Source organism: Companilactobacillus metriopterae, assembly GCF_004117915.1.
Taxonomy (GTDB): Bacteria; Bacillota; Bacilli; order Lactobacillales; family Lactobacillaceae; genus Companilactobacillus; species Companilactobacillus metriopterae.
The window spans coordinates 616,693-636,649 of the sequence record NZ_RSTD01000001.1; the positions used below are offsets into that span (position 1 = coordinate 616,693).

A 19,957-nucleotide genomic window follows, 5' to 3' on the forward strand; every position below is an offset into this window, starting at 1 on the left:
TAGACTAATTTAGTTGCTAAAATTATACCAAAACTTATTGTTCCTAGTGCAAGAATAGCATTTGTTAATTTTACAATATCTGAAAATTTTTCATTTGCAATGATTTCTCGTATTGAATTGGTAATGACAATCGTATACGAATTTACAACCAATACCGTATTTAAAAGATAACAGAGCTAGCAAACTAACAACAAATTCACCAACTACCAAATCCTGCAATTCCAATAAAAAACTCAAAATTGAATCATTCTATAGTACAAGCAATGGAGCTATAGATTACTAATCTTGCACATATAACTTGCATATATAATGAAATCTTTTCCGATTCAAAATCACGAGATAATTGATTGATCGAAACTTCTAAAGTTTTGAAATTAAATCAAGAGAGTCCGTAATTGATTCTGATGAGCAATCCAAACTTTTTTCAACATGATTTTTAACTATTAAACTTTTAACACTTTTGATACTTGATTCGATAGCTGTTAATTGAGTTAACACATCAGAACATTCTCTTTGATCTTCCAACATTTTTTGAACTCCACGAGCTTGTCCTTCAATTCTTTTCAATCTGTTTAAAACTTGGGAATCACAATCCATATTCAAGATCTCCTTGCCAAGACGTTGTACCGCCACTCACATTTACTACATCATATCCATTTTGCTCTAAGTATGCTGATGCCTGTTGAGATCTGGCTCCAGAGCGACATATCACATAATACTTGGTATCTTTATCTAGTTGCTTAATATTTTTTTGTATAGAGCTTAATGGGAAGAATCTTGCACCAGGAACGTGTCCTGATTCAAACTTGTCTGATTCTCTAACATCTAAGATATTAGCGCCATTATTCAATTCCTCAGCGAATTGATTTTGATCTATTGATTTCATTTTACTATCTCTTCTTTTTTAATTTCTGAATACAGATTGTATGCACCGTCAAGATTTTTGACGTCAAAGCCATGTTGTCTCAATATTTGTTCAGCTGTATAGCTTCTTTGCCCAGTTAGACAGCTGACAATGTATTTATTACTTTTGTTTAGTTTATCTAAATTATCGCGTAATACATCTAACGGAATATTAATTGCACCTTCGATGTGTCCAAGTTCAAATTCAGATTTACTTCTAACATCAACCAATAATTCTCCGTTAGCAAGTAAATCTCTTAATTCGTGCCAGTAAACTGGAACTGTATTTCCTTCTAAGATATTTTGGCCAATGTATCCAGCCATATTTACGATATCTTTTGCTGAACTAAATGGGGGTGCATATGTAAGCTCAAAATTAATTAAATCTTCGATGCTTAATTTACTATATATAGCAGAAGATATGATATCTATTCTTTTATCTACGCCATTTTCCCCTATAGCTTGAGCACCGTATATTAATCCGTTATTTGGATTGAATATAATTTTAAGTAAAATATTTTTGCTGTCAGGATAGTAAGAAGCGTGATTTGTACCTCTGACATGTAGAGATTTGTATTCTATATGTTGTTTCTTTAATTGTTTCTCGTTCAAGCCTGTACTTGCTGATTCTAAGTTAAAAGTTCTAACAATCGATGTACCAATAGTTCCTTGGTTTATTCTATTTTTTCCAGAAATAATATCAGCAACCATACGTCCTTGGCGGTTAGCAGGTCCTGCAAGTGAAATAAGTGATTCTTCTCCAGAAGTATACTGATTGACCTCTATAGCATCACCAATCGCAAAAATATCGCTTATATTTGTTTGATATTGATCGTTAACCTTGATACTATTTCTGATTCCAAGTTCAATTTTTGAATTATTCAAAAATTCTGTATTTGGTATAACTCCAATGGAAATAATATTCAGATCACTTTCTATTTTTGAATTATCTTCTAAAACTATCAATTTACCATTATCTTTAAATGTCTTTATGGAATTTTGCTTAATGATTTCTATGTTATTTTTTATAAGTTCATCTTCCACGAATAAAGCCATTTCTTCATCGAGAGGAGGCAATATTTGCGTCCCTTTTTCAATTATGTGGACTTTAATCCCTCTTTTTACTAGAGATTCAGCCACTTCTAATCCTATAAATCCAGCACCTGTAATTGTTGCAGTTTTTATATTATTGTTCTCAATAAAGTTATATATTTTATCTACATCAGGAACATTTCTTAGTGTGAAAATGTTATCAGCTGATTCAATTCCTTCAATTTCTGGTACGAATGGTTTAGCACCTGGTGACACAATCAACTTATCATAAGTTAATGAATACTTTTGATTATCGTTCATGATAGTTACTTGATGTAATTCGGGATTAACTGCAATCACTTCACTGTTAACACGAACGTCAAGATTATATCTATTTTTTAGTTTTTCGGGTGTCTGCACAATTAAATCGTCATGATTAGTTATCTCTCCACCTATATAAAATGGTAGTCCACAATTAGCAAAAGAAACATTTGGCCCCTTCTCAAGAACAATAATTTCTGAATTTTCATTTAATCTACTTAATCTAGTTGCAGCAGACATTCCACCTGCAACACCACCGATAATAACGTATATCATTAATATTTACCCCACAGTATTTCTGTACTTTATTTATACCCCCTAGGGTATATTGAATTAACAAAAGTATCAATAAATAAGTATTGAAATATAAATATAAAATAAAAAAACACCTATCCAAAGGTGTTTTTTTAAAATTAATATCATCATTTGAAAATCTTTCTATCTTATCAAAATTTGGTATGTTTAGATCCAGAATCAAAAGTTAGTTTTTATTTTCTGCTATCTCTTCTAATCTGAATAATACGATATCTTGGATTAATTTTTCTGGTAATTTTTCGTTATATGGAAATTGAATTGCACCCTTACTAGTTTTGTATTTAGATAATTGATCAGAGAACTTAACTATTGGACTTGAAGATGGATAATATCCCAAATGATTTTTTGACGCATTAAAGTGAACTAAGTTTTCTTTATAATAAAATGTTGGCATTCCATAGGAAATTTTTTCTGTCGTGTCTTCTGGTACTACGGATTTTATTATAGAGTAGATCTCAATCATAGAGTTCTTTTTGATGGGATCTTTTTCTTTTTCAATGTAATCAGTTATTAAAGTCATTTATTTACCTCATGAGATAAAAAAAGAATACTTTTCAGTATTCTTTTTTAGTTTAATTTTTATCTTACTGTTGTGTCGATGCTGTTTACCCAAGTGTTGTTACCAATTAGGTAGTATGTTACACCGTTAACTGTAACTGTTGCACTATATCTCCAACCAGAAGCTGCTGGAAGAGTACGTGATGAAGGGTTAAGATTTGCACCATCTTTAGTATAAACTAGTGCACCCCAGTGTTTAACATTAACAACACCTGAAGCTGAAACAATCTTGTCACCTGCATCAGTAGCAGGTTTTGTATCGTCACTGTTTACCCATAGGTTTTGTCCGATTAAGTAGTATGTAACACCATCTACATCTGCTGTTTTTGAGTAGTTATAGTATTGACCAGCAGGCATAAGTTGATCCATTGAACGGAATCTGTTTAGGCCATAACGATATGAATAGTTCATTGCGCCCCATTCTCTAACCTTGATTGTACCTGAAGCGTCTACAGCGTTTGATGGCATTGATAGGTCAGTTGTAGCTGAAGTTGATGTAGCTACATCAGCAGCTTGAGCTACGTTTTGTGTAGCAGAAACACCCATCAAAATAGTAGAACTTAATAGTAATCCAGTAGCGATATTTCTAGTTTTCATAAATAAAAAACCTCCTATATAGTGAAACTGTTATACTCACAGGATATCATATATTATCTTAAAAAAAAATTACCTTTTTAAATAAAAATTCTAAAATAATATATTTTTCACAAAAAAAAGACATGTTTACACATGTCTTTTTAAAATTATCTATTTGATTGTTATATCTGATGCTTTTAACCAAGCGTTTGTACCAACACGGTACATCTTACCAGCATTTGTTTGCATGTTAACTGTAACACGATCGATAACCCATGTAGAACCCTTTTCTACATATCTACCACTTAGTTTTCCATTATTGTCATATATAGGAACAAAGTTATTTGCTGTTATTGGTTTTTGTGATGATAGGAATGATGCCCATGAAAGAACATCATTTGATGATACAAATTGATTTTCAGAGATATGGAAGAAATAACTGTTGTTCATTATAGCAATCATATCTGAAGAATACTCATTGTTAGGAGCTAGGACAACATTATTCAACTTGTTACCATTTCTATCATAGACTGGAATAGAGTTATTAGGTACTGTTACCCCACCCCTTAAGTCTAGATATGTGTAATTAGCAGTTTTTGTGTAGTCACTACTTGTTTTTGATGAATCAACTAAATCATATTTTGATACATTAGCATAGTCATTTGATCTTGATAGAAAATAATTGTAGTTGTTATTTTGGTTAACAGAACTTGAAGCAGCTGCATCATTACCGAATTCTTGTGCAACATAGATAACACCGTTTGAAGTAATTGTTATTCCAATACCTACATAACTAACGTATGGATTTAACATTGATTTTCTGTGGCCAAAGTCAGGCTTAGGATCATGTGTTTCTAAATAAAATTCTTTAATCATTTTTTGTGAAATTGTAGTAGGATCAGTCGAATTAATCAAAGAGTATCCCATTAAAGAAATATTCTCGGCAGCATTGTAATTATAAGGAGCCATTTGACTGGCACTCCAACCAATATGATTATCTAGCTGTCCTTCTGAAGATAAACTATCAGTTCTTTTTTGAGCATATGTGTTTAGTTCAGTTCTAGTTTGTAGTGTAGGTAATCCATTTTGTGAACGTAATCTATTAAGTTCTTTCAGGATTGCTTGTTTAGTAGCTTCAATATCAATTGAGCTTGCTGCAGATGATTGTGTAACTGCAACATTTTCATTGTTGGAATTAGTTACATTTTCAGTTTGTACTGTGTTTTGGTTTTCTGTGTTGACATTATCAGCTAAAGCAACAGAAGGAAAACTGGATACTAATATTAGACCAGCAGATATAAGTACGATTAGCCTTGATTTTTTAATATTCATAAATTAATACCTCTAATATAAAATAATACACCAATTATCACATTAAAATGTAATTAAATAAAGATTGAATTTTAAAAAAACAAAATAAAAAACCCACCAAATAATTATTGATGAGTTTTTTATTTTGTTTAGCTAGCAGGAACAACAAAACTACGAGGAATAACAAAATCAGATTTTCCACCATTTGGGAACATTCCTTGAGTATAACCTCTTAAAGATCCGTAATATCTACCTGGTGTTGCGCCAAATGTTTTACTATATCCAATTGGACCATCGGTAGAGTATCGTTTAAATGAGTCAAGATGAGTATTATTCATATACACATCTGTATTAAGAGCATAAGGCTGTGTTGAATAAGGAATATATAAATCATATTCAACTAAGTTATGACCAACGTAGTATATTTGGAAGTCACCTATAGCTACACCTACGACAATAGGTGCAGTTGCTCCTTCAGTAACTGCCGGTTGACCAGAAGTATTGCCACCTCCACCGTTCATACCATAACCAGCATCCTTAATATCTAAATTAATTTTTCCATCAGATATTAGTATTTTTCCACCAGATGAAAGCTGCTTTGTTTGGTATTGTACAGAACTAGCATCAAAGCTACTTGAATCAGACACAGTTTCAGCATTTGATCCGGTTAGTGTAGCCTGAGAAATTCCAAGAAGTCCAATCGTTACAATTAAGCTCCCCAATAAATATTTTTTTAACATAATATTAACCCCCTTTATGTTATATGATGATTATATCATATATAAATTAAATGTGTTATAATTATTGCATCAAAAAAATATTTATTTTTGATGCAATAATTATAAAAGGGGTGTTTTATTATGAATAAAAGAGTTAATTTAATTTTGACTACTTTTGTACTTATGTTGGGATTGATAACTAATTTTTCTGTGACAAAAGCAGATAATTTGGTTCAAAGTATTGATACTAGTTCAATAGCAAAATACAATGATAACGGAGATATAATTTCTTCAAATATTTTAAATGTTAAAAATGATACCAGCATATATAAAATAATTTCAGGAGAATTTGTTAAAACAACTGAAAGTATCAAATCAGGAAGTTCTTGGTTAGTTGGTGTAAACGTATTAACAGATGACAACCACACTTATTATCAAATATCTACTAATCAATATGTGATAGCTAGTCCTGATGTCTCATATGTATTTTCATTAGGTATATCTTCACTATAAAAGATCTTACGGTCTTTTTTATTTTTGCTAACATAATAATGTAATCTAGTATTATGTAGATATATGTGCAATAATGCACATATACAAATATAAATTCGGGGGAATTTAATTATGAAAAAAATTATTTTTGGTATCATCACAGCTGTATTACTATCATTAGGTTTATCTGCAACAGGTAATGTTGTCAAAGCTGACAATATGGTTCAGTCAATAGATGCTAGTCATGTGGCTAAATATGATGAAGATGGAAATATTAGAAGTGCTAACACTTTGGAAATTATGAAGTCAGTAAATGTATATCAATTGAAGAATGGTCAATTTGTAAAAACAGATGCAACTCTAGCTGTTGGGAGTGAATGGCTTGATGGAGTTCAAGTGACAACTGATGATAGTAAAGTCTTCTATCAAATTTCATCAGACCAATATATTACGGGTGATTTAGGTGATATTGCAGTTGGATTTATCGTGTATTTACCTATTGTTGCCAATTCATAAAAGACCGCAAGGTCTTTTTTTATTTCTATAAATTATTATGTGTTCTTAAGATGTTAACAAAATAAATCTATTTAAATGTATAATAGTCCGGTTCAAATCTTATGAATTGGGGTATTTTTTATGAAAAGAACATTTTATTTGGCAAGTGCCATAGTAGTTTTATTTTCTGCTATGTCTTCTATTGGTAATGAAGTTCAAGCAGCTACTGATAAGGAAACAACTACATCTGAAGTTGTAAAAGATGATGGTAGTAAGGTTAAAAATGTTGATACTAGTTTGGTAGCACAATACGATAACATGGGGAAATTAGTATCTAAGAATCTTATCACTATTAATAAGCCAGTTTATACATATACTATTGAAGACGGTGAAATGGTAGCTACAAAGACAAAATTAGACGTTAATTCTTCTTGGCTTGTTGGAGCTCAAGTAACAACTCAAGATGGGAAAACATTCTATCAAATTTCAACAAATAGTTATGTACTACAAGATGACAATGTTTCTGTAGTGAAGATGCAAACTGTATTTGCACCTAAAGATACAAAATAAAAAAAGACACTTCAAAGTGTCTTTTTTTTATTTATCAAATTCTTTGATCCAAGCTACTGCCAAAGCGCCTTTACCAAGATGAGTTCCAATTACAGGGCCAAAATATGAACGGTCGATCTTAACATCCGGATATACTTCTTTGAGATGTTCAGCCCATTCATTTCCTGCTTGAATATCATCCCCATCAATAACTAGCATACGGAGTTGATAATCAGCGTTTTTATAAGCATTAGCCAATTTTTCTTCGGCTTTTAACTTTGCCTTTTTGATTGATCTAACTTTGTCATAAGCAACTATCTGATGTGTTTCGTTATCAAATTCAAGTAGCGGTTTAATTTGTAACATTGTACCAATGACAGCAGAAGTATTGGAAAGTCTACCACCTTTAACCAAATTCTTAAGATCGTTAACTACGAATGCTTCACCAGTTGTAGTTTGTAAATCATGAATTCCATCGATAATTTCATCAACTGACTTACCTTTACTTGCTTGCATAGCTGCGTATTCTACTTGATAACCCATTAATCTGGTTGTTATTTGTGAGTCAATAACTCTAACATCTGCGTTTTCAATTGTTTGAGCTGCAGTTTTTAGGTTATTAACAAAACCCGAGATTGTGCTTGCTAAGTGAATGGATATTATAGTATCATATCCTTCTTTGGCAAGGTCATCATATATGTTTATCATTTCTCCCATTGAAGGTTGTGCTGTAGATGGTAGTTCTGGTGAACTTTGTAATAAATCATAAAATTCGGAAGTATTTATATCAATATCTTCCTTGTATGTTTTACCATCAAAGACTACTTCAACTGGGACTATTTTTATATCATATTTCTGCACTAATTCTGCTGGCAAATATGATGTACTATCAGTAACAATAGCGATTTTCATAAATTATCAATTCCTTGTTTGATTAAAGTATAATGAAAGTATATGTTTTAGATTATAGCACAATAGAATTACTATTTTATCGTAAAGAATAATTAATTTCTCTAAAAGAAAGGTCGAATTAAATGTCATTTGACGGAATGTTCACCCATTCAATGGTTGATGAACTCAATAAAGAATTGGCTGGTGGTCGTATTAGTAAGATACAACAGCCATTCCCTAATGAATTAATTTTAGGTATTAGAAGTAATAGAAAGAGCAAAAATTTGCTGCTATCTGCTCACCCTAGTTATGCAAGAATTCAAATTACTGAGCTACCTTTTGAAAATCCAGCAAAACCTTCTACATTCGTAATGTCACTTAGAAAGTACATTACTAGTGCCATTGTTCACGGATTTAAGCAAGTTGATAATGATCGTATTGTTATGATTGATCTTAGTGCAAAAAATGAACTTGGGGATGTTCATGAGTACACTATGGTTATAGAAATAATGAGTCGTCATAGTAATATTTTTCTAATCAACAAGGAAAACAACAAAATAGTGGATCTTATTAAACGAGTATATCCGGAAAACAATAGTTATCGTGGTCTACTACCTAATGATGATTACGTATTGCCACCTTCCCAAAATAAAGAAAATCCTTTTAAATCAACAATTGGAGATTTCCAAAATATTACTGATAAAAGTGAATTACGTGAAAAATTTGAGGGTCTTGGTGTTGATACGGCTGATGAGTTTTCGGCTTTGTTATCGAAAGATAAGGATCCCATAGAATTTGTATATCAGTTTAAAAATGGTGTCTCCCCTACTGTTCAGAAATTGAACAAAAATGGTAAATTATCAGTTTCCGCATTTCCTTTTGAAGAAACAGCCTCTGAATTTGTTAAATATGAATCGTTAAGTCAGGCACTTGATAATTATTATGTTGATAGTGCGAGAATTGATCGTATTGAGCAACAGACCAAAAGCATAATTAGCCGTTTAAACATTGTTTTAAAGAAGGATAAATCAAAACTAAAGAAGTTACATGAGCAACTGGAAAAAACTTCTATAATGGACAAATATAATCTTTATGGTGAACTTCTAACTACATATATGTCTCAAGTTAAGCAAGGCGAGTCAAGTATCACCCTACCTAATTATTATGACAATAATTCTGATGTAAAAATAAAGTTGAATCCTGAACTTTCACCTTCTAAAAACGCGCAAAGTTACTACAAGAGATATAGAAAATTACAAAACTCTATACCTCATATTGAGGAGCAGACAGAGATAACTCAAAATGAAGTAGATTATCTTGAATCAGTCCTTGCTTCACTTGAATATGCTGATGTTCACGACGTTGATGGTATTATTGAAGAATTAATCGAGTCTGGATATGTTAAAAATCGAGGAAAAAACAAGAAGAAAAAGAAGAAGCGTATAGTTGGTGAACAATTTAAAACAACTAATGGCATAGAATTTGTTGTTGGAAAAAACAATATTGAAAATGATCAGTTAACAATGAAGCTGTCACAAAAAAATCATTATTGGCTTCATGTTAAAGACATCCCTGGTTCTCATGTGATTCTAAAATCTAGTGAACCAGATGAACAGTCTATTGTAGAAGCAGCGAGTGTTGCTGCCTATTACTCTAAGGCAAGAAATTCATCAAAAGTTCCGGTTGATTATCTGCAAGTTAAAAATATTAGAAAACCAAATGGTGCTAAACCTGGTTATGTTATTTTTGAAGGTCAAACTACTATCTTGGTTGATCCTAGTAGAGAATTAGTGGAAAAATTAAAAGAAGACTAGAATTCTAGTCTTCTTTTTTGTTTGAATCAAAAAGATAATTTTCAATATCTTCTTGAGGCAATATCTTAATTTTTTTATTATCTCGAATCAACAGATAGAATTGATCGGTATTCTTAAATATTTCTTCTAGATTATCTGTTTTCTCTAGAGTATTACCTAAGATTAATTTGACTAAAGTATCAATCATATGAATCGAACTACCTAATTCATGAATGACAATATCTTCATCAATACCGTGATATATCCTAGAAATGACCCAGTTGCCCTTTAAGTAGACTAAATCAAAACTAAAGATATTAATTTTATCGTTTTCTTCTAGAGCATTTGAAATTAATGTGTATATTTCATCTTTTTCAGTTTCAGTTAAAAAGTTATTATATGAACCTATTTCAAAACTTTCAGAATTAGACTCATTTCGGTAAATCAATGATGGGATTCGAATTCCTGATCCATCAGTAATTGACATTAATCTTATGGAAATATCACTTTCCAATTTGTTATCCACTACTAATTCAGAATTTATTTTAAAAACTTTATCACTATCATCTTCATTGAGAACTGTTTCAGATAAATCAATTATCTTAAAGACTTTTTCTTCTGGAATTATATTTAGAGAATTTAATTCATAGTGTGGATCATCTATTTGAAAAACTTTTTCTCTAACTGATAAAGGAGAATTCCATGGTTCTCGACCTACCACGACCATTTCTAATCCATTTTGCTGAATAGATTGCGAGAGTTGCATTAGAACAAATTGTTTAGCCATCAAGGTTCTTTTACCAAAAACTATTGGAGACCTGACAATTATTTTATTCTTATCAGAGAATTTTAGATCATTTGATATTCCTGAAGTAACAAAATAATTATTAAAATTATATTCGTTCTTCTGGACAGGAACAGACTGCTTACGTTTTACCACAGTGTGATTAACAGGATCTTTAGATTCTTGGATAATTTTACTATTACCAATTCCCTTGATACCGTAACTAGTAAGCTGTTCGATATCTTCAATACTTAGTGATTCAGAGTCCATTAGATTAAAATTAGAAATATTTTCCAATGCAGTTAGATATGGCATATTAATATTCGTTATCTGTCTAAGTTCTTCTAATTCAAATCCTCGATGGATTGCCTCAACGATTACATCAATTAACCAATTGGTGGGATGAATGATTTTTTCAAACAGTTCATCATCACTCAGTTTTTTAAGGTAATCATGTTTTTGAGAAGTATTATTCAATTTGTCATTAAGAGATCCACGGTTTAATACTTCCTCAATTCCTAATCCATTGACGATTAGACTGTCATTCGAAGTTTTACTTGGTCCAAGATATTGTGGTTCGCTATCATTCCATTGTGGAATTCTAGATGTTATATGATCCATAAAGTTTTCAGTTGCACCATTAAAGGTTGTTCCAGCATCAATCTGAAGTTTATCAAGCCTATAACCTAATGATAATTCGACTGCGACTGTTGCCATTGGATAACTTGCTGCGTATTCCAAAAATTTAGTTTCTTCACTAAGTCTTGGGATGAATTCGGTTATATAACAATCATGTGTCTCATGGTTGTACGCAAAATGAACAGTACAAGCACCTTGGATATCAAAGACTTGAGCTAATTTTATAGAATAGTTACGTAGTTTTTGATATTTGGAATCGTTTAAAGATATAGCAGGAGAAATTAAATGTGAGTCTAAATGATGGATACCAATAGGTTCAATATCTTCAATAGAACCCATCAAAGCTGAATTATCAAATCGATCTCTAACTACCGTAAATGAGTATTCACTAAAACCTCTAATACTACGTTCAATTTCGATCTTAGATTCTTCAATTTCTTCTAGAGACATAAAGGTATCTAGTTCATAAATATTTTTGATATTGGTCCAGCCACTAGAATTACGGTTGGAATATCTACGTCGAGCAATAATAGGAAAATCTATTGACCTGATAAAATCATAGATCTCTTCTTCATCACTTGAAGAAATAAAGTTAATTACTGGTAGATCATTTTGCATCAGAGTTTTTACAAATACTTCTCTTTTAAAGGTCGATAGAGCAGCGTGCTTATTAGTTCCTAATATTTTAGTACCACGTAATTTATCGTTAAGACCTGAAATAATTCCCAGTGCATTTCTATCCCCAAGTGTAGGTAAAATTGCATCAGGATGAAATTTTTCTAGAAACTCTAGGACACTTTCACCATTGACTTTTCTAACAAATATTTTGTCAAAAAATTTAACTGACGATAATAAGAATGTAGGATCCTCAATGATTATCGATGTTTTATAACCTAATTTGTGTAAAATTTCAGCAGTATCATAAATGGAAGTTGATAAATCAACATTTGTTTCACTTTTAGTAGGTCCTAGTATTAAGATACTGTGGACATCACTTGTTACCATTTATGTATACCTCCCCTATTTTGTTCTTTATTAGATTCCATTGATTGTATAAATTCATCAAAAATATAGTATCCGTCGCTAGGACCTGGAGCTGCTTCAGGTTCAAATAGTGAGCCAGTAATAGGCAGATACTCGTGACGTATACCTTCGATACTTCCATCATTAACACATATATCAGTAACAATTAGATTAGAATTACTGATTGAACTTTTATTAATAGTTAGTGAGTGATTGTGATTTACAAAGTCTATTTTTCCACTGGCTACTTCTTTTACAGCAATTGATGAATCATGGTGAGCCATATCTAAGGTTTCAATATCACAATTGTTTGCAAGTGCAATTAAAAGTGTTCCTAAGCCTATTCCTAGAATTGGGTATTTAGTTTGAAGTTCTTGAATATTTTTTAACGTATTAGGTAAATTTTCCGGATGACCAGGTCCATTAGAAAAGATAATGCCATCTGGGTGTAAAGCTTCTATTTCTTCAACTGAAGTGTTGTAGTTAACAATAATTGCATTGGTACCTCGGTAAGAGAGCTGTCTTAAAATGGAATACTTAAGACCTAAATCCACAATAACAACTTTTACACCTATATTAGGGTTTGGATATGATTGTTTAGTGGACACCCTTTTTACTAAATCTGGTGGTAGAACTAGTGCTTTGATTTGGTCTTTAGCATGTTCATCATAAGTATCCATGATACTTGCTTTCATTTCACCATGTTCAGCAATATGATCAGACAATGCACGCATATCAACATTTTTTATACCAGGTATGCTCAATGATCCTACCCAATTTTCAAAAGGAATAGTACCATCGACGGTGGATCCGATTGTTGTACCTACAACTACACCCTTACATCTGGAATTAATGGATTCATAGAAATCACGGTTAATCCCTGGAGTACCTATTGCTGATGTTGAGAATGCCAAAATTTGGCCTTCAGCGTTAGGGTCAGTGATAGTTTGTTCTATTCCTGTTCTAATGTTAGAAATTATGAGCTGACCAGTTGTAATAACTGATGAACCAAATCCAATTCCAGGAAAAACTGTACCATCTTCAAGAATAAGATAACGTTTCATTATTTTTGTTTCCTTTGTTTTGGAATATTAATCAATTTCTACGCGATCTTCCCCATCGATCTCTTTCATGAGTACTTTAATGGTTTCTTTTTGAGAAGTTGGGATATTTTTACCAATGAAATCAGCACGGATAGGTAATTCACGATGACCTCGATCCACTAATACAGCAAGTGAAATCTTTTTAGGTCTTCCCATAGACATAATTGCATCCATTGCAGCACGAATAGTACGTCCAGTATATAGAACATCATCTGTTAAAATGACATGTTTATCGTTTATATCAATATCAATATCTTCAATTTTATTAGTATTGACGTCATCATTTTTATCATCTCTAAAAGGAGTAATATCTAGCTCTGCAACTGGAACGTTAAGATTTTCAAGTTGTTTTAATCTAGATTCAATTCTGTGAGCAACATATACACCACGAGTTTTTATACCAACAAGTACCAGATTATCGATTCCTTTATTTCTTTCGATAATTTCATATGTAATTCTAGTAAGTGCACGTGTCATTGTTTGACCGTCGATTATTTCTTTAGCCATAATTAACCTCTGCTAATATTTCTTAATTTATTGAGTGTTTCTAAAAAAATAGTTGGTGGTTCAGTAGAAAATTCTAACCATTCTTCAGTTTGGGGATGTACGAATCCTAATGTTTGGGCATGTAGGAATTGACCATTCCCTTTCAAAGTATTCTTTGGTCCATATAGTGGGTCTCCAGCTACTGGATGACCAATATATTGTAAATGAACACGAATTTGATGAGTTCTACCAGTTTCTAGTTTAAGTTTTAGAAGTGAATAACCTTCAAATTGTTCTAAAACCTCAAAGTGAGTAACTGCATTTCGACCATTTTCAATAACTGCTTGTTTTTTACGATCAGATTTGGAGCGACCTATAGGAGCATTGATCTTTCCACTTGTTTCTTTAAAGTTTCCATGAACGATAGCCACATATTCACGTAAATTAGATTTCTCTTTCAATTGTTTCATCAGAGAGAGTTTGGCATCATGATTTTTTGCAATCATTAATAAACCAGAGGTATCTTTATCAATTCGATGCACAATACCTGGACGTATAAGGTCGTCGTCATTAATTTGTGCATGATATAAAATTGCATTTATTAAGGTTTGGTCTGGATGACCTGCAGAGGGATGTACTACCATTCCCTGTGGCTTGTTAACAACCAGTACATCGGAGTCCTCATAAATAACATCTATTGGAATATCTTGTGGGATAGCCTCAATAGGTTTTTCCTCTGGAACAAATATCTCTACTTGATCATTCAGCTTGATTTTAGTACCAGCTTTTAATACACCGTTGTCATTTAATTTTATGTTTTCATCTTTAATTAAATTTTGAATTTGGGATCTGGTAAATTCAGGTAATTTTTCACTTATGTAAGTATCAAGACGAACCTTTGAATTAGAGTCACATGTTAATTTGATAACTTTTTTATCTATTTTTCTTCACCTGCTGACGTAAATAATAGTGAGCAAACCAATAAAATAACACCTACTGTTATATATGAATCTGCTAAATTAAATATTGGAAAATTTATAAAATCTAGTGCAAACATATCTGTTACATATGAATTAATTAAACGATCAATTCCATTTCCAATAGTTCCTGACAATAATAAAAGTAACGAGAAAACATATAGTTTATCTTGAAATTTGCTCTTATAAATAAGATAACAAAGGACGATAATTGCCACCAGAGTAACAACTATAAAAAACAAACGTTGGCCTTCTAGCATACTCCACGCTGCCCCATCATTTCTAATATTAGCTATTGATATTACACCAGGTATAAAATTGTGGAATGATCCTAAGGGGATGTTTCCACTTATATATAACTTCAATAATTGATCAAGAATAACTAAAATAATAACAAATAAAAAATAAAATACTGGCATTAGAATAAACCTGAAATCCTTCCGTTATTATCAACGTCCATATTTAATGCTGCTGGTTTTTTAGGCAAACCTGGCATTGTAAGAACACTTCCTGTAAGTGCGACGATGAAACCTGCACCCAATTTTGGCATTAATTCATTAACATGAAGAGTAAAATCTTTTGGAGCACCTAACATAGAAGAATCGTCACTAAATGAATATTGTGTTTTAGCAATACAAATTGGCAAATTATCCCAATTGTTATCATTGATAATTTTTAATTGTTTTTTTGCAGAAGAACTTAATTCAATATTTTTTGCTCCATAAATTTCTTGAGCAATTATTGATAATTTTTCTTCAATAGCCAAATTTAAATCGTAAATTGGATGGTAATCGTTATTTTTTTCTGCTGCTTCTACAACAGCTTTTGCTAGGTCAATACCACCCTCACTACCATTGTGGTGAATTTCAGTTAGCTCTACTGGAACATTTTCGCTAGAAATTAATTCTTTAAGTGTGCTTAACTCATTATCAGAATCTGTTTCAAAACGATTAATAGAAACCACAACAGGAATATTGTATTTTCTCATATTTTGGATATGTCTCTGTAGGTTCTTGTATCCTTCTTGTAGGGCATCAACATTCTCATTTGCAATCTCTTTTAATGCTTGTCCGCCGTTGTATTTTAGAGCTCTAACAGTTGCTACAATTACAATAACATCTGGCGATGCTCCTAATTTTGGAGTAACAATATCAAGAAATTTCTCTGCACCTAGATCAGCTCCAAAACCTGCCTCAGTAATTGCGTAATCACCTAATCTTTGAGCTAGTTGTGTTGCCAAAATACTGTTGCACCCATGTGCAATATTGGCAAATGGTCCGCCGTGTACAATTGCTGGAGTATTTTCAATAGTTTGTACTAAATTTGGTTTTAGTGCATCTTTTAGAAGCATGGCAATAGCTCCTTGCACTTCAAGGTCTTTCAAGAAAATAGGTTCTCGATTATAGTTATAAGCTACTAATATATTGCCTATTCTAGTTTTTAAATCATCTATACTTTCTGCAAGACATAGTATAGCCATTAGTTCACTAGCAACCGTTAATTCAAATTGATTTTCTCTAGGTATTGAATTGACTGGACTACCTAGTCCGATAACCGTTTGACGTAGAGATCGGTCGTTAATATCTAAAGCACGCTTCCAAATAATTCTTCTTTGATCAATATTTAATTCATTTCCTTGATGTAAGTGATTATCAATAATGGCGGCAATAGTGTTGGCAGCACTAGTTAATGCGTGCATATCACCTGTAAAGTGTAGATTAATATCTTCCATTGGAATAACTTGTGCCATTCCTCCGCCGGTTGCCCCACCTTTTAATCCCATAACTGGTCCAAGAGATGGCTCACGTAATGCAAGAACGGGTTTTTTACCGATTTTTTTTAACGAATCAGCTAGCCCAATTGCCACAGTCGATTTTCCCTCACCTGCTGGTGTTGGATTAATTGATGTAACTAGGACTAACTTATTAGGTTTTTTCTCTAATGTTTTATTAATTGTTTTGTATGAAAATTTAGCTTTATAATGACCATATGCTTCAATATCATCATCAGTTAATCCAATATTTTTGGCAATTTCAGTAATTTTCTTGATTTTTTTCTCTTGAGCGTCTTGCGCAATTTCAATATCTTTTGGGAAAGTCATATTAATCAATCTCCTCAAGTAATTTATTTAAGTTCTTTTTTGTAAGCAAAACTGTCTGTGGAAAATAGTCATGATTGTTAAAGATGATATTTAGTTTAAAAGATTTCGTTTTCTCTAAAGTAACATCTTCCAAATCAAAGGATCTAGCTTGGAAAAACATGGGTAATTTTATCCAGAATTTATTATTCTCTATTTTTATCCAAGAATTAAAAATAATGTGTCCTAGATACAATGCTGCAAAAACCCATATAATTATAGGTACAATCGTAAAAGATAGTTTTTCTAGTTGAACGATTATTCCAAGAAAGATTATTATAAGTAGGATAGACCACAGAATAATTCCCCATGATCCTGAGGCTTGAATATATATTTTTTTCTTCATTAAAATCTCCTAGAAAGGGGTTAAATACATGATTAAATTGTACACCGACGCCGGTATAAATACTAATCAAAATATTGCTGCAATTTCTTATTATATCGATGATAACGGAAATCAATATGAACATTCAGAAAATGTAAAATCTGAGAGCAATCACTACTTAGAATTTTTGGCTTTGAAAAAAGCTTTGGAATATTTAAAAGAAAAACATTCTAACGATATACTATTAATTTTTACTGATAGTAAAATTTTACATGATAGTATAAATAAAAATTACGCCAAGTCATTTCAAAATATTTTAGATGATATCATGGCTTTACTTAAGGATTACCCGGACTATTTTATTAAAGAGATTCGCGACAAGCAAAATAATCATGCACATATGTTAGTTCATAAACAAATTTATTCAAAATATAAATGAGTAATTATTTGTATTAAAATATTGTTGTGCTAATATGAAAGTGTTTTCAAATAGGAGGTTTCATTATGAAGTATGTTGTTATGAAGGACCAGGATATTAGAGATAACTTAGCTACAGAAACTTTTGTTATGAATAATATTAAAACAGATGAACCTGTAGTGCTATTTTATTTTGAAGGACCATGTATTATTGTTGGACGAAATCAAAATACAGTAGAAGAAATAAATAACGAGTATGTAAAGGAAAATGATATTACAGTTACTAGAAGACTTTCTGGTGGTGGTGCTGTATATCAAGATCTTGGTAATCTTTGTTTTAGTTTTGTAGTTAACTCAGATGATCAAAATTTTGGTGATTTCAAATCATTCACTCAACCTATCATTGATGTATTGAAACGTATGGGGGCATCAACTGCAGAAATATCAGGTCGTAATGACTTGTTAGTTGATGGTAAAAAATTCTCTGGTAATGCGATGTATTCAAGAAATGGTAAAACTTACTCACACGGAACACTTTCATATGATGTTGATCTTAGTGTATTGACTAAGGCTTTGAATGTTCCAGAAGATAAAATTAAATCTAAAGGTATTAAATCTATTAGAAGTCGTGTGACAAATATAAAACCATACTTGAATCCTGAATTTCAAAACCTAACTATAGAAGAGTTTAGGGATTCAATTTTACTTGAACTTTTCCATGCAAATAATTTAGATGAGATTAAAGATTCAGAATATCAAATAACTTCAGATGATCAAAAAGAGATAGATAAAATTAAAGAAAAATATTTCTATAACTGGAACTGGGTTTATGGAAAATCTCCTAGTTTTACTGCTAAACAACGTAAACACTTTGATATGGGAACTGTTGATGTTCGTTACCAAATCGAAAATGGTTTAATAAAAGATGTTAACATTTACGGTGATTTCTTTGGTATGAAAGATGTTAAAGATATTAAAGATTCACTTTTGGGAATAAAATTTGAACATGATGCCATCAATTCGGTATTAGATAAATTTAACTTAGATGACTACTTCAAGGGAGTCCCTACTGCAGAACTACTTAAGCTATTTATGCCATAGAAAAAGCCCACACTTATGTGTGAGCTTTTTTATGTTAATATACTTTTAATGAGGTAATAAATAATGATTGAAAATGTAGTACTAAAGGATAAAACTAACCTAGTTCTTATAAAATCCGAAGCATCACTCAGTGAAGATGACAAAAAGATTTTGCTTTCTGAAAAGTACAAGTTAACGGATGAAATTATTGAGTACGTTAGTGATAAAAATGAACGCGCAAGAACAGAGTTTGATGAGCACAATCAAAGTTGGTTAATTGTTTACAATATTCAGAGAGACCGGTCAAAAAATAAAACATTTAAACCTACAATACCTATTTCATTTGTAATCAAGGATAATAAAATATTCTGCTTCACTATAAAATATAGTGAATATATTGACGATTATATCTTAAGAGCAGATAATCACTACTCTGTCGACCATGATAATAGGCATTGGTCAATGATTTTTTATGTAATGGATCTTGTTTCAAGTGACTTTGAAGATTCAATTAATGATTTCAATATTGAAAGAAATAGAATTCAAAAGCATTTGAATAGCAAGAAAACCACTGATGAAGAAATACTTAATCTAGCTAAATTAGAAGATGCTATTATATATTTGAGCACTGCAATTAGTGGTAATCAATTTGTTGTTAGTCAGCTGTATGCTACATCAGATAATGTAAATTCTCATATGGGACTTACAAAGATAACGCGGGAATTACTCAATGATTCATTAATTGAAATAAATCAGGTTAAAGAGCAGGCATCTATTTGTTCAGACATAATTGGACGAACCACAAATACATATAATAATATTCTTAATAATCAAACAAATACAAGTATGAGAATTTTAACTATATATACAATTCTTTTAAGTATTCCAACTATTGTCTCTGGATTTTATGGAATGAACATGTTTCTTCCAATTGCGGATAAAAAAAGTTCATGGATAATTTCCTTAATCATTACTTTGGTGATTATGGTTGTTGTGTTACTAGATTTACGTCGAAGAAAAATTAAATAAGA

General features: G+C 31.5%; 22 protein-coding genes. 7 read left to right on the plus strand and 15 right to left on the minus strand.

Annotation, left to right across the window (positions count from 1 at the left end; all coding sequences use genetic code 11):
- Positions 1-360 precede the first annotated feature (360 nt).
- From EKN01_RS03115 to EKN01_RS03145, 7 genes are all read right to left on the minus strand, one after another.
- A complete protein-coding gene (locus tag EKN01_RS03115; protein WP_241685235.1) occupies positions 361-597 on the minus strand; it encodes a metal-sensitive transcriptional regulator in 237 nt (78 codons plus the stop codon).
- A complete protein-coding gene (locus EKN01_RS03120) occupies positions 587-886 on the minus strand; it encodes a rhodanese-like domain-containing protein (protein ID WP_129044927.1) in 300 nt (99 codons plus the stop codon). The genes EKN01_RS03115 and EKN01_RS03120 overlap by 11 nt, the downstream gene beginning before the upstream one ends.
- The gene (locus tag EKN01_RS03125) at positions 883-2,532 is read right to left on the minus strand and encodes an FAD-dependent oxidoreductase (protein ID WP_129044928.1); all 1,650 of its coding nucleotides are present in this window, start codon (positions 2,530-2,532) and stop codon (positions 883-885) included. Before EKN01_RS03125 ends, EKN01_RS03120 begins: the two co-directional genes overlap by 4 nt.
- Before the next feature lie 205 nt (positions 2,533-2,737).
- Complete coding sequence (locus tag EKN01_RS03130; protein ID WP_129044929.1) at positions 2,738-3,091, minus strand: iron chaperone; 354 nt, start codon at positions 3,089-3,091, stop codon at positions 2,738-2,740.
- A gap of 59 nt (positions 3,092-3,150) precedes the next feature.
- On the minus strand, positions 3,151-3,726 hold the full coding sequence (locus tag EKN01_RS03135) for an SLAP domain-containing protein (protein ID WP_129044930.1): 576 nt from the start codon (positions 3,724-3,726) through the stop codon (positions 3,151-3,153).
- 150 nt (positions 3,727-3,876) lie between these two features.
- Positions 3,877-5,037, minus strand: a complete 1,161-nt coding sequence (locus EKN01_RS03140; protein ID WP_129044931.1) for a CAP domain-containing protein — start codon at positions 5,035-5,037, stop codon at positions 3,877-3,879.
- A 128-nt stretch (positions 5,038-5,165) separates the two neighbouring features.
- Positions 5,166-5,756, minus strand: a complete 591-nt coding sequence (locus EKN01_RS03145; protein ID WP_129044932.1) for a hypothetical protein — start codon at positions 5,754-5,756, stop codon at positions 5,166-5,168.
- Positions 5,757-5,876: 120 nt separating this feature from the next.
- On the opposite strand from EKN01_RS03145, the gene EKN01_RS03150 reads away from it, so the two are divergent.
- From EKN01_RS03150 to EKN01_RS03160, 3 genes are all read left to right on the plus strand, one after another.
- Positions 5,877-6,248: an SLAP domain-containing protein gene (locus EKN01_RS03150; protein WP_129044933.1), complete on the plus strand. Its 372-nt coding sequence runs from the start codon at positions 5,877-5,879 to the stop codon at positions 6,246-6,248.
- A 111-nt stretch (positions 6,249-6,359) separates the two neighbouring features.
- Positions 6,360-6,743: a hypothetical protein gene (locus tag EKN01_RS03155; RefSeq protein WP_129044934.1), complete on the plus strand. Its 384-nt coding sequence runs from the start codon at positions 6,360-6,362 to the stop codon at positions 6,741-6,743.
- Between the two features lie 120 nt (positions 6,744-6,863).
- Complete coding sequence (locus EKN01_RS03160) at positions 6,864-7,292, plus strand: SLAP domain-containing protein (protein WP_129044935.1); 429 nt, start codon at positions 6,864-6,866, stop codon at positions 7,290-7,292.
- 27 nt (positions 7,293-7,319) lie between these two features.
- Here EKN01_RS03160 and EKN01_RS03165 read toward each other — a convergent pair whose 3' ends face one another.
- A complete protein-coding gene (locus tag EKN01_RS03165; protein ID WP_129044936.1) occupies positions 7,320-8,183 on the minus strand; it encodes a DegV family protein in 864 nt (287 codons plus the stop codon).
- A 122-nt stretch (positions 8,184-8,305) separates the two neighbouring features.
- Here EKN01_RS03165 and EKN01_RS03170 point away from each other — a divergent pair, with 122 nt between their 5' ends.
- Complete coding sequence (locus EKN01_RS03170) at positions 8,306-9,976, plus strand: Rqc2 family fibronectin-binding protein (RefSeq protein ID WP_129044937.1); 1,671 nt, start codon at positions 8,306-8,308, stop codon at positions 9,974-9,976.
- Between the two features lie 4 nt (positions 9,977-9,980).
- On the opposite strand, the gene EKN01_RS03175 is transcribed toward EKN01_RS03170, so the two are convergent.
- From EKN01_RS03175 to EKN01_RS03205, 7 genes are read right to left on the minus strand one after another with little or no spacing between them, the layout of a single operon-like run.
- Positions 9,981-12,383 carry an ATP-binding protein gene (locus EKN01_RS03175; RefSeq protein WP_129044938.1) on the minus strand — a complete coding sequence of 801 codons (2,403 nt, stop codon included), beginning with the start codon at positions 12,381-12,383 and terminating at the stop codon, positions 9,981-9,983.
- Positions 12,377-13,465, minus strand: a complete 1,089-nt coding sequence (locus EKN01_RS03180) for a carbamoyl phosphate synthase small subunit (protein WP_129044939.1) — start codon at positions 13,463-13,465, stop codon at positions 12,377-12,379. The genes EKN01_RS03175 and EKN01_RS03180 overlap by 7 nt, the downstream gene beginning before the upstream one ends.
- Positions 13,466-13,492: 27 nt before the next feature.
- Positions 13,493-14,011 (minus strand): bifunctional pyr operon transcriptional regulator/uracil phosphoribosyltransferase PyrR, encoded by a 519-nt coding sequence (gene pyrR, locus EKN01_RS03185; protein WP_129044940.1) that lies wholly within the window; start codon positions 14,009-14,011, stop codon positions 13,493-13,495.
- A gap of 2 nt (positions 14,012-14,013) precedes the next feature.
- Positions 14,014-14,916, minus strand: a complete 903-nt coding sequence (locus EKN01_RS03190) for an RluA family pseudouridine synthase (protein ID WP_432264336.1) — start codon at positions 14,914-14,916, stop codon at positions 14,014-14,016.
- Positions 14,917-14,927: 11 nt separating this feature from the next.
- Positions 14,928-15,386, minus strand: coding sequence for a signal peptidase II (gene lspA / locus EKN01_RS03195; RefSeq protein ID WP_129044942.1), 459 nt, complete (start codon positions 15,384-15,386; stop codon positions 14,928-14,930).
- Positions 15,386-17,068 (minus strand): formate--tetrahydrofolate ligase, encoded by a 1,683-nt coding sequence (locus EKN01_RS03200; RefSeq protein WP_129044943.1) that lies wholly within the window; start codon positions 17,066-17,068, stop codon positions 15,386-15,388. The genes lspA and EKN01_RS03200 overlap by 1 nt, the downstream gene beginning before the upstream one ends.
- A 1-nt stretch (position 17,069) precedes the next feature.
- Positions 17,070-17,450 (minus strand): EbsA family protein, encoded by a 381-nt coding sequence (locus tag EKN01_RS03205; protein ID WP_129044944.1) that lies wholly within the window; start codon positions 17,448-17,450, stop codon positions 17,070-17,072.
- A 28-nt stretch (positions 17,451-17,478) separates the two neighbouring features.
- Between EKN01_RS03205 and EKN01_RS03210 the strand changes: the two genes are divergently transcribed.
- The 3 genes from EKN01_RS03210 to EKN01_RS03220 all read left to right on the plus strand — a co-directional run bounded on the left by EKN01_RS03210 (position 17,479) and on the right by EKN01_RS03220 (position 19,955).
- On the plus strand, positions 17,479-17,868 hold the full coding sequence (locus EKN01_RS03210; protein ID WP_129044945.1) for an RNase H family protein: 390 nt from the start codon (positions 17,479-17,481) through the stop codon (positions 17,866-17,868).
- Between the two features lie 65 nt (positions 17,869-17,933).
- Complete coding sequence (lplA, locus tag EKN01_RS03215; RefSeq protein WP_129044946.1) at positions 17,934-18,947, plus strand: lipoate--protein ligase; 1,014 nt, start codon at positions 17,934-17,936, stop codon at positions 18,945-18,947.
- Positions 18,948-19,010: 63 nt separating this feature from the next.
- Positions 19,011-19,955: a magnesium transporter CorA family protein gene (locus EKN01_RS03220; protein ID WP_129044947.1), complete on the plus strand. Its 945-nt coding sequence runs from the start codon at positions 19,011-19,013 to the stop codon at positions 19,953-19,955.
- Positions 19,956-19,957: the final 2 nt, after the last annotated feature.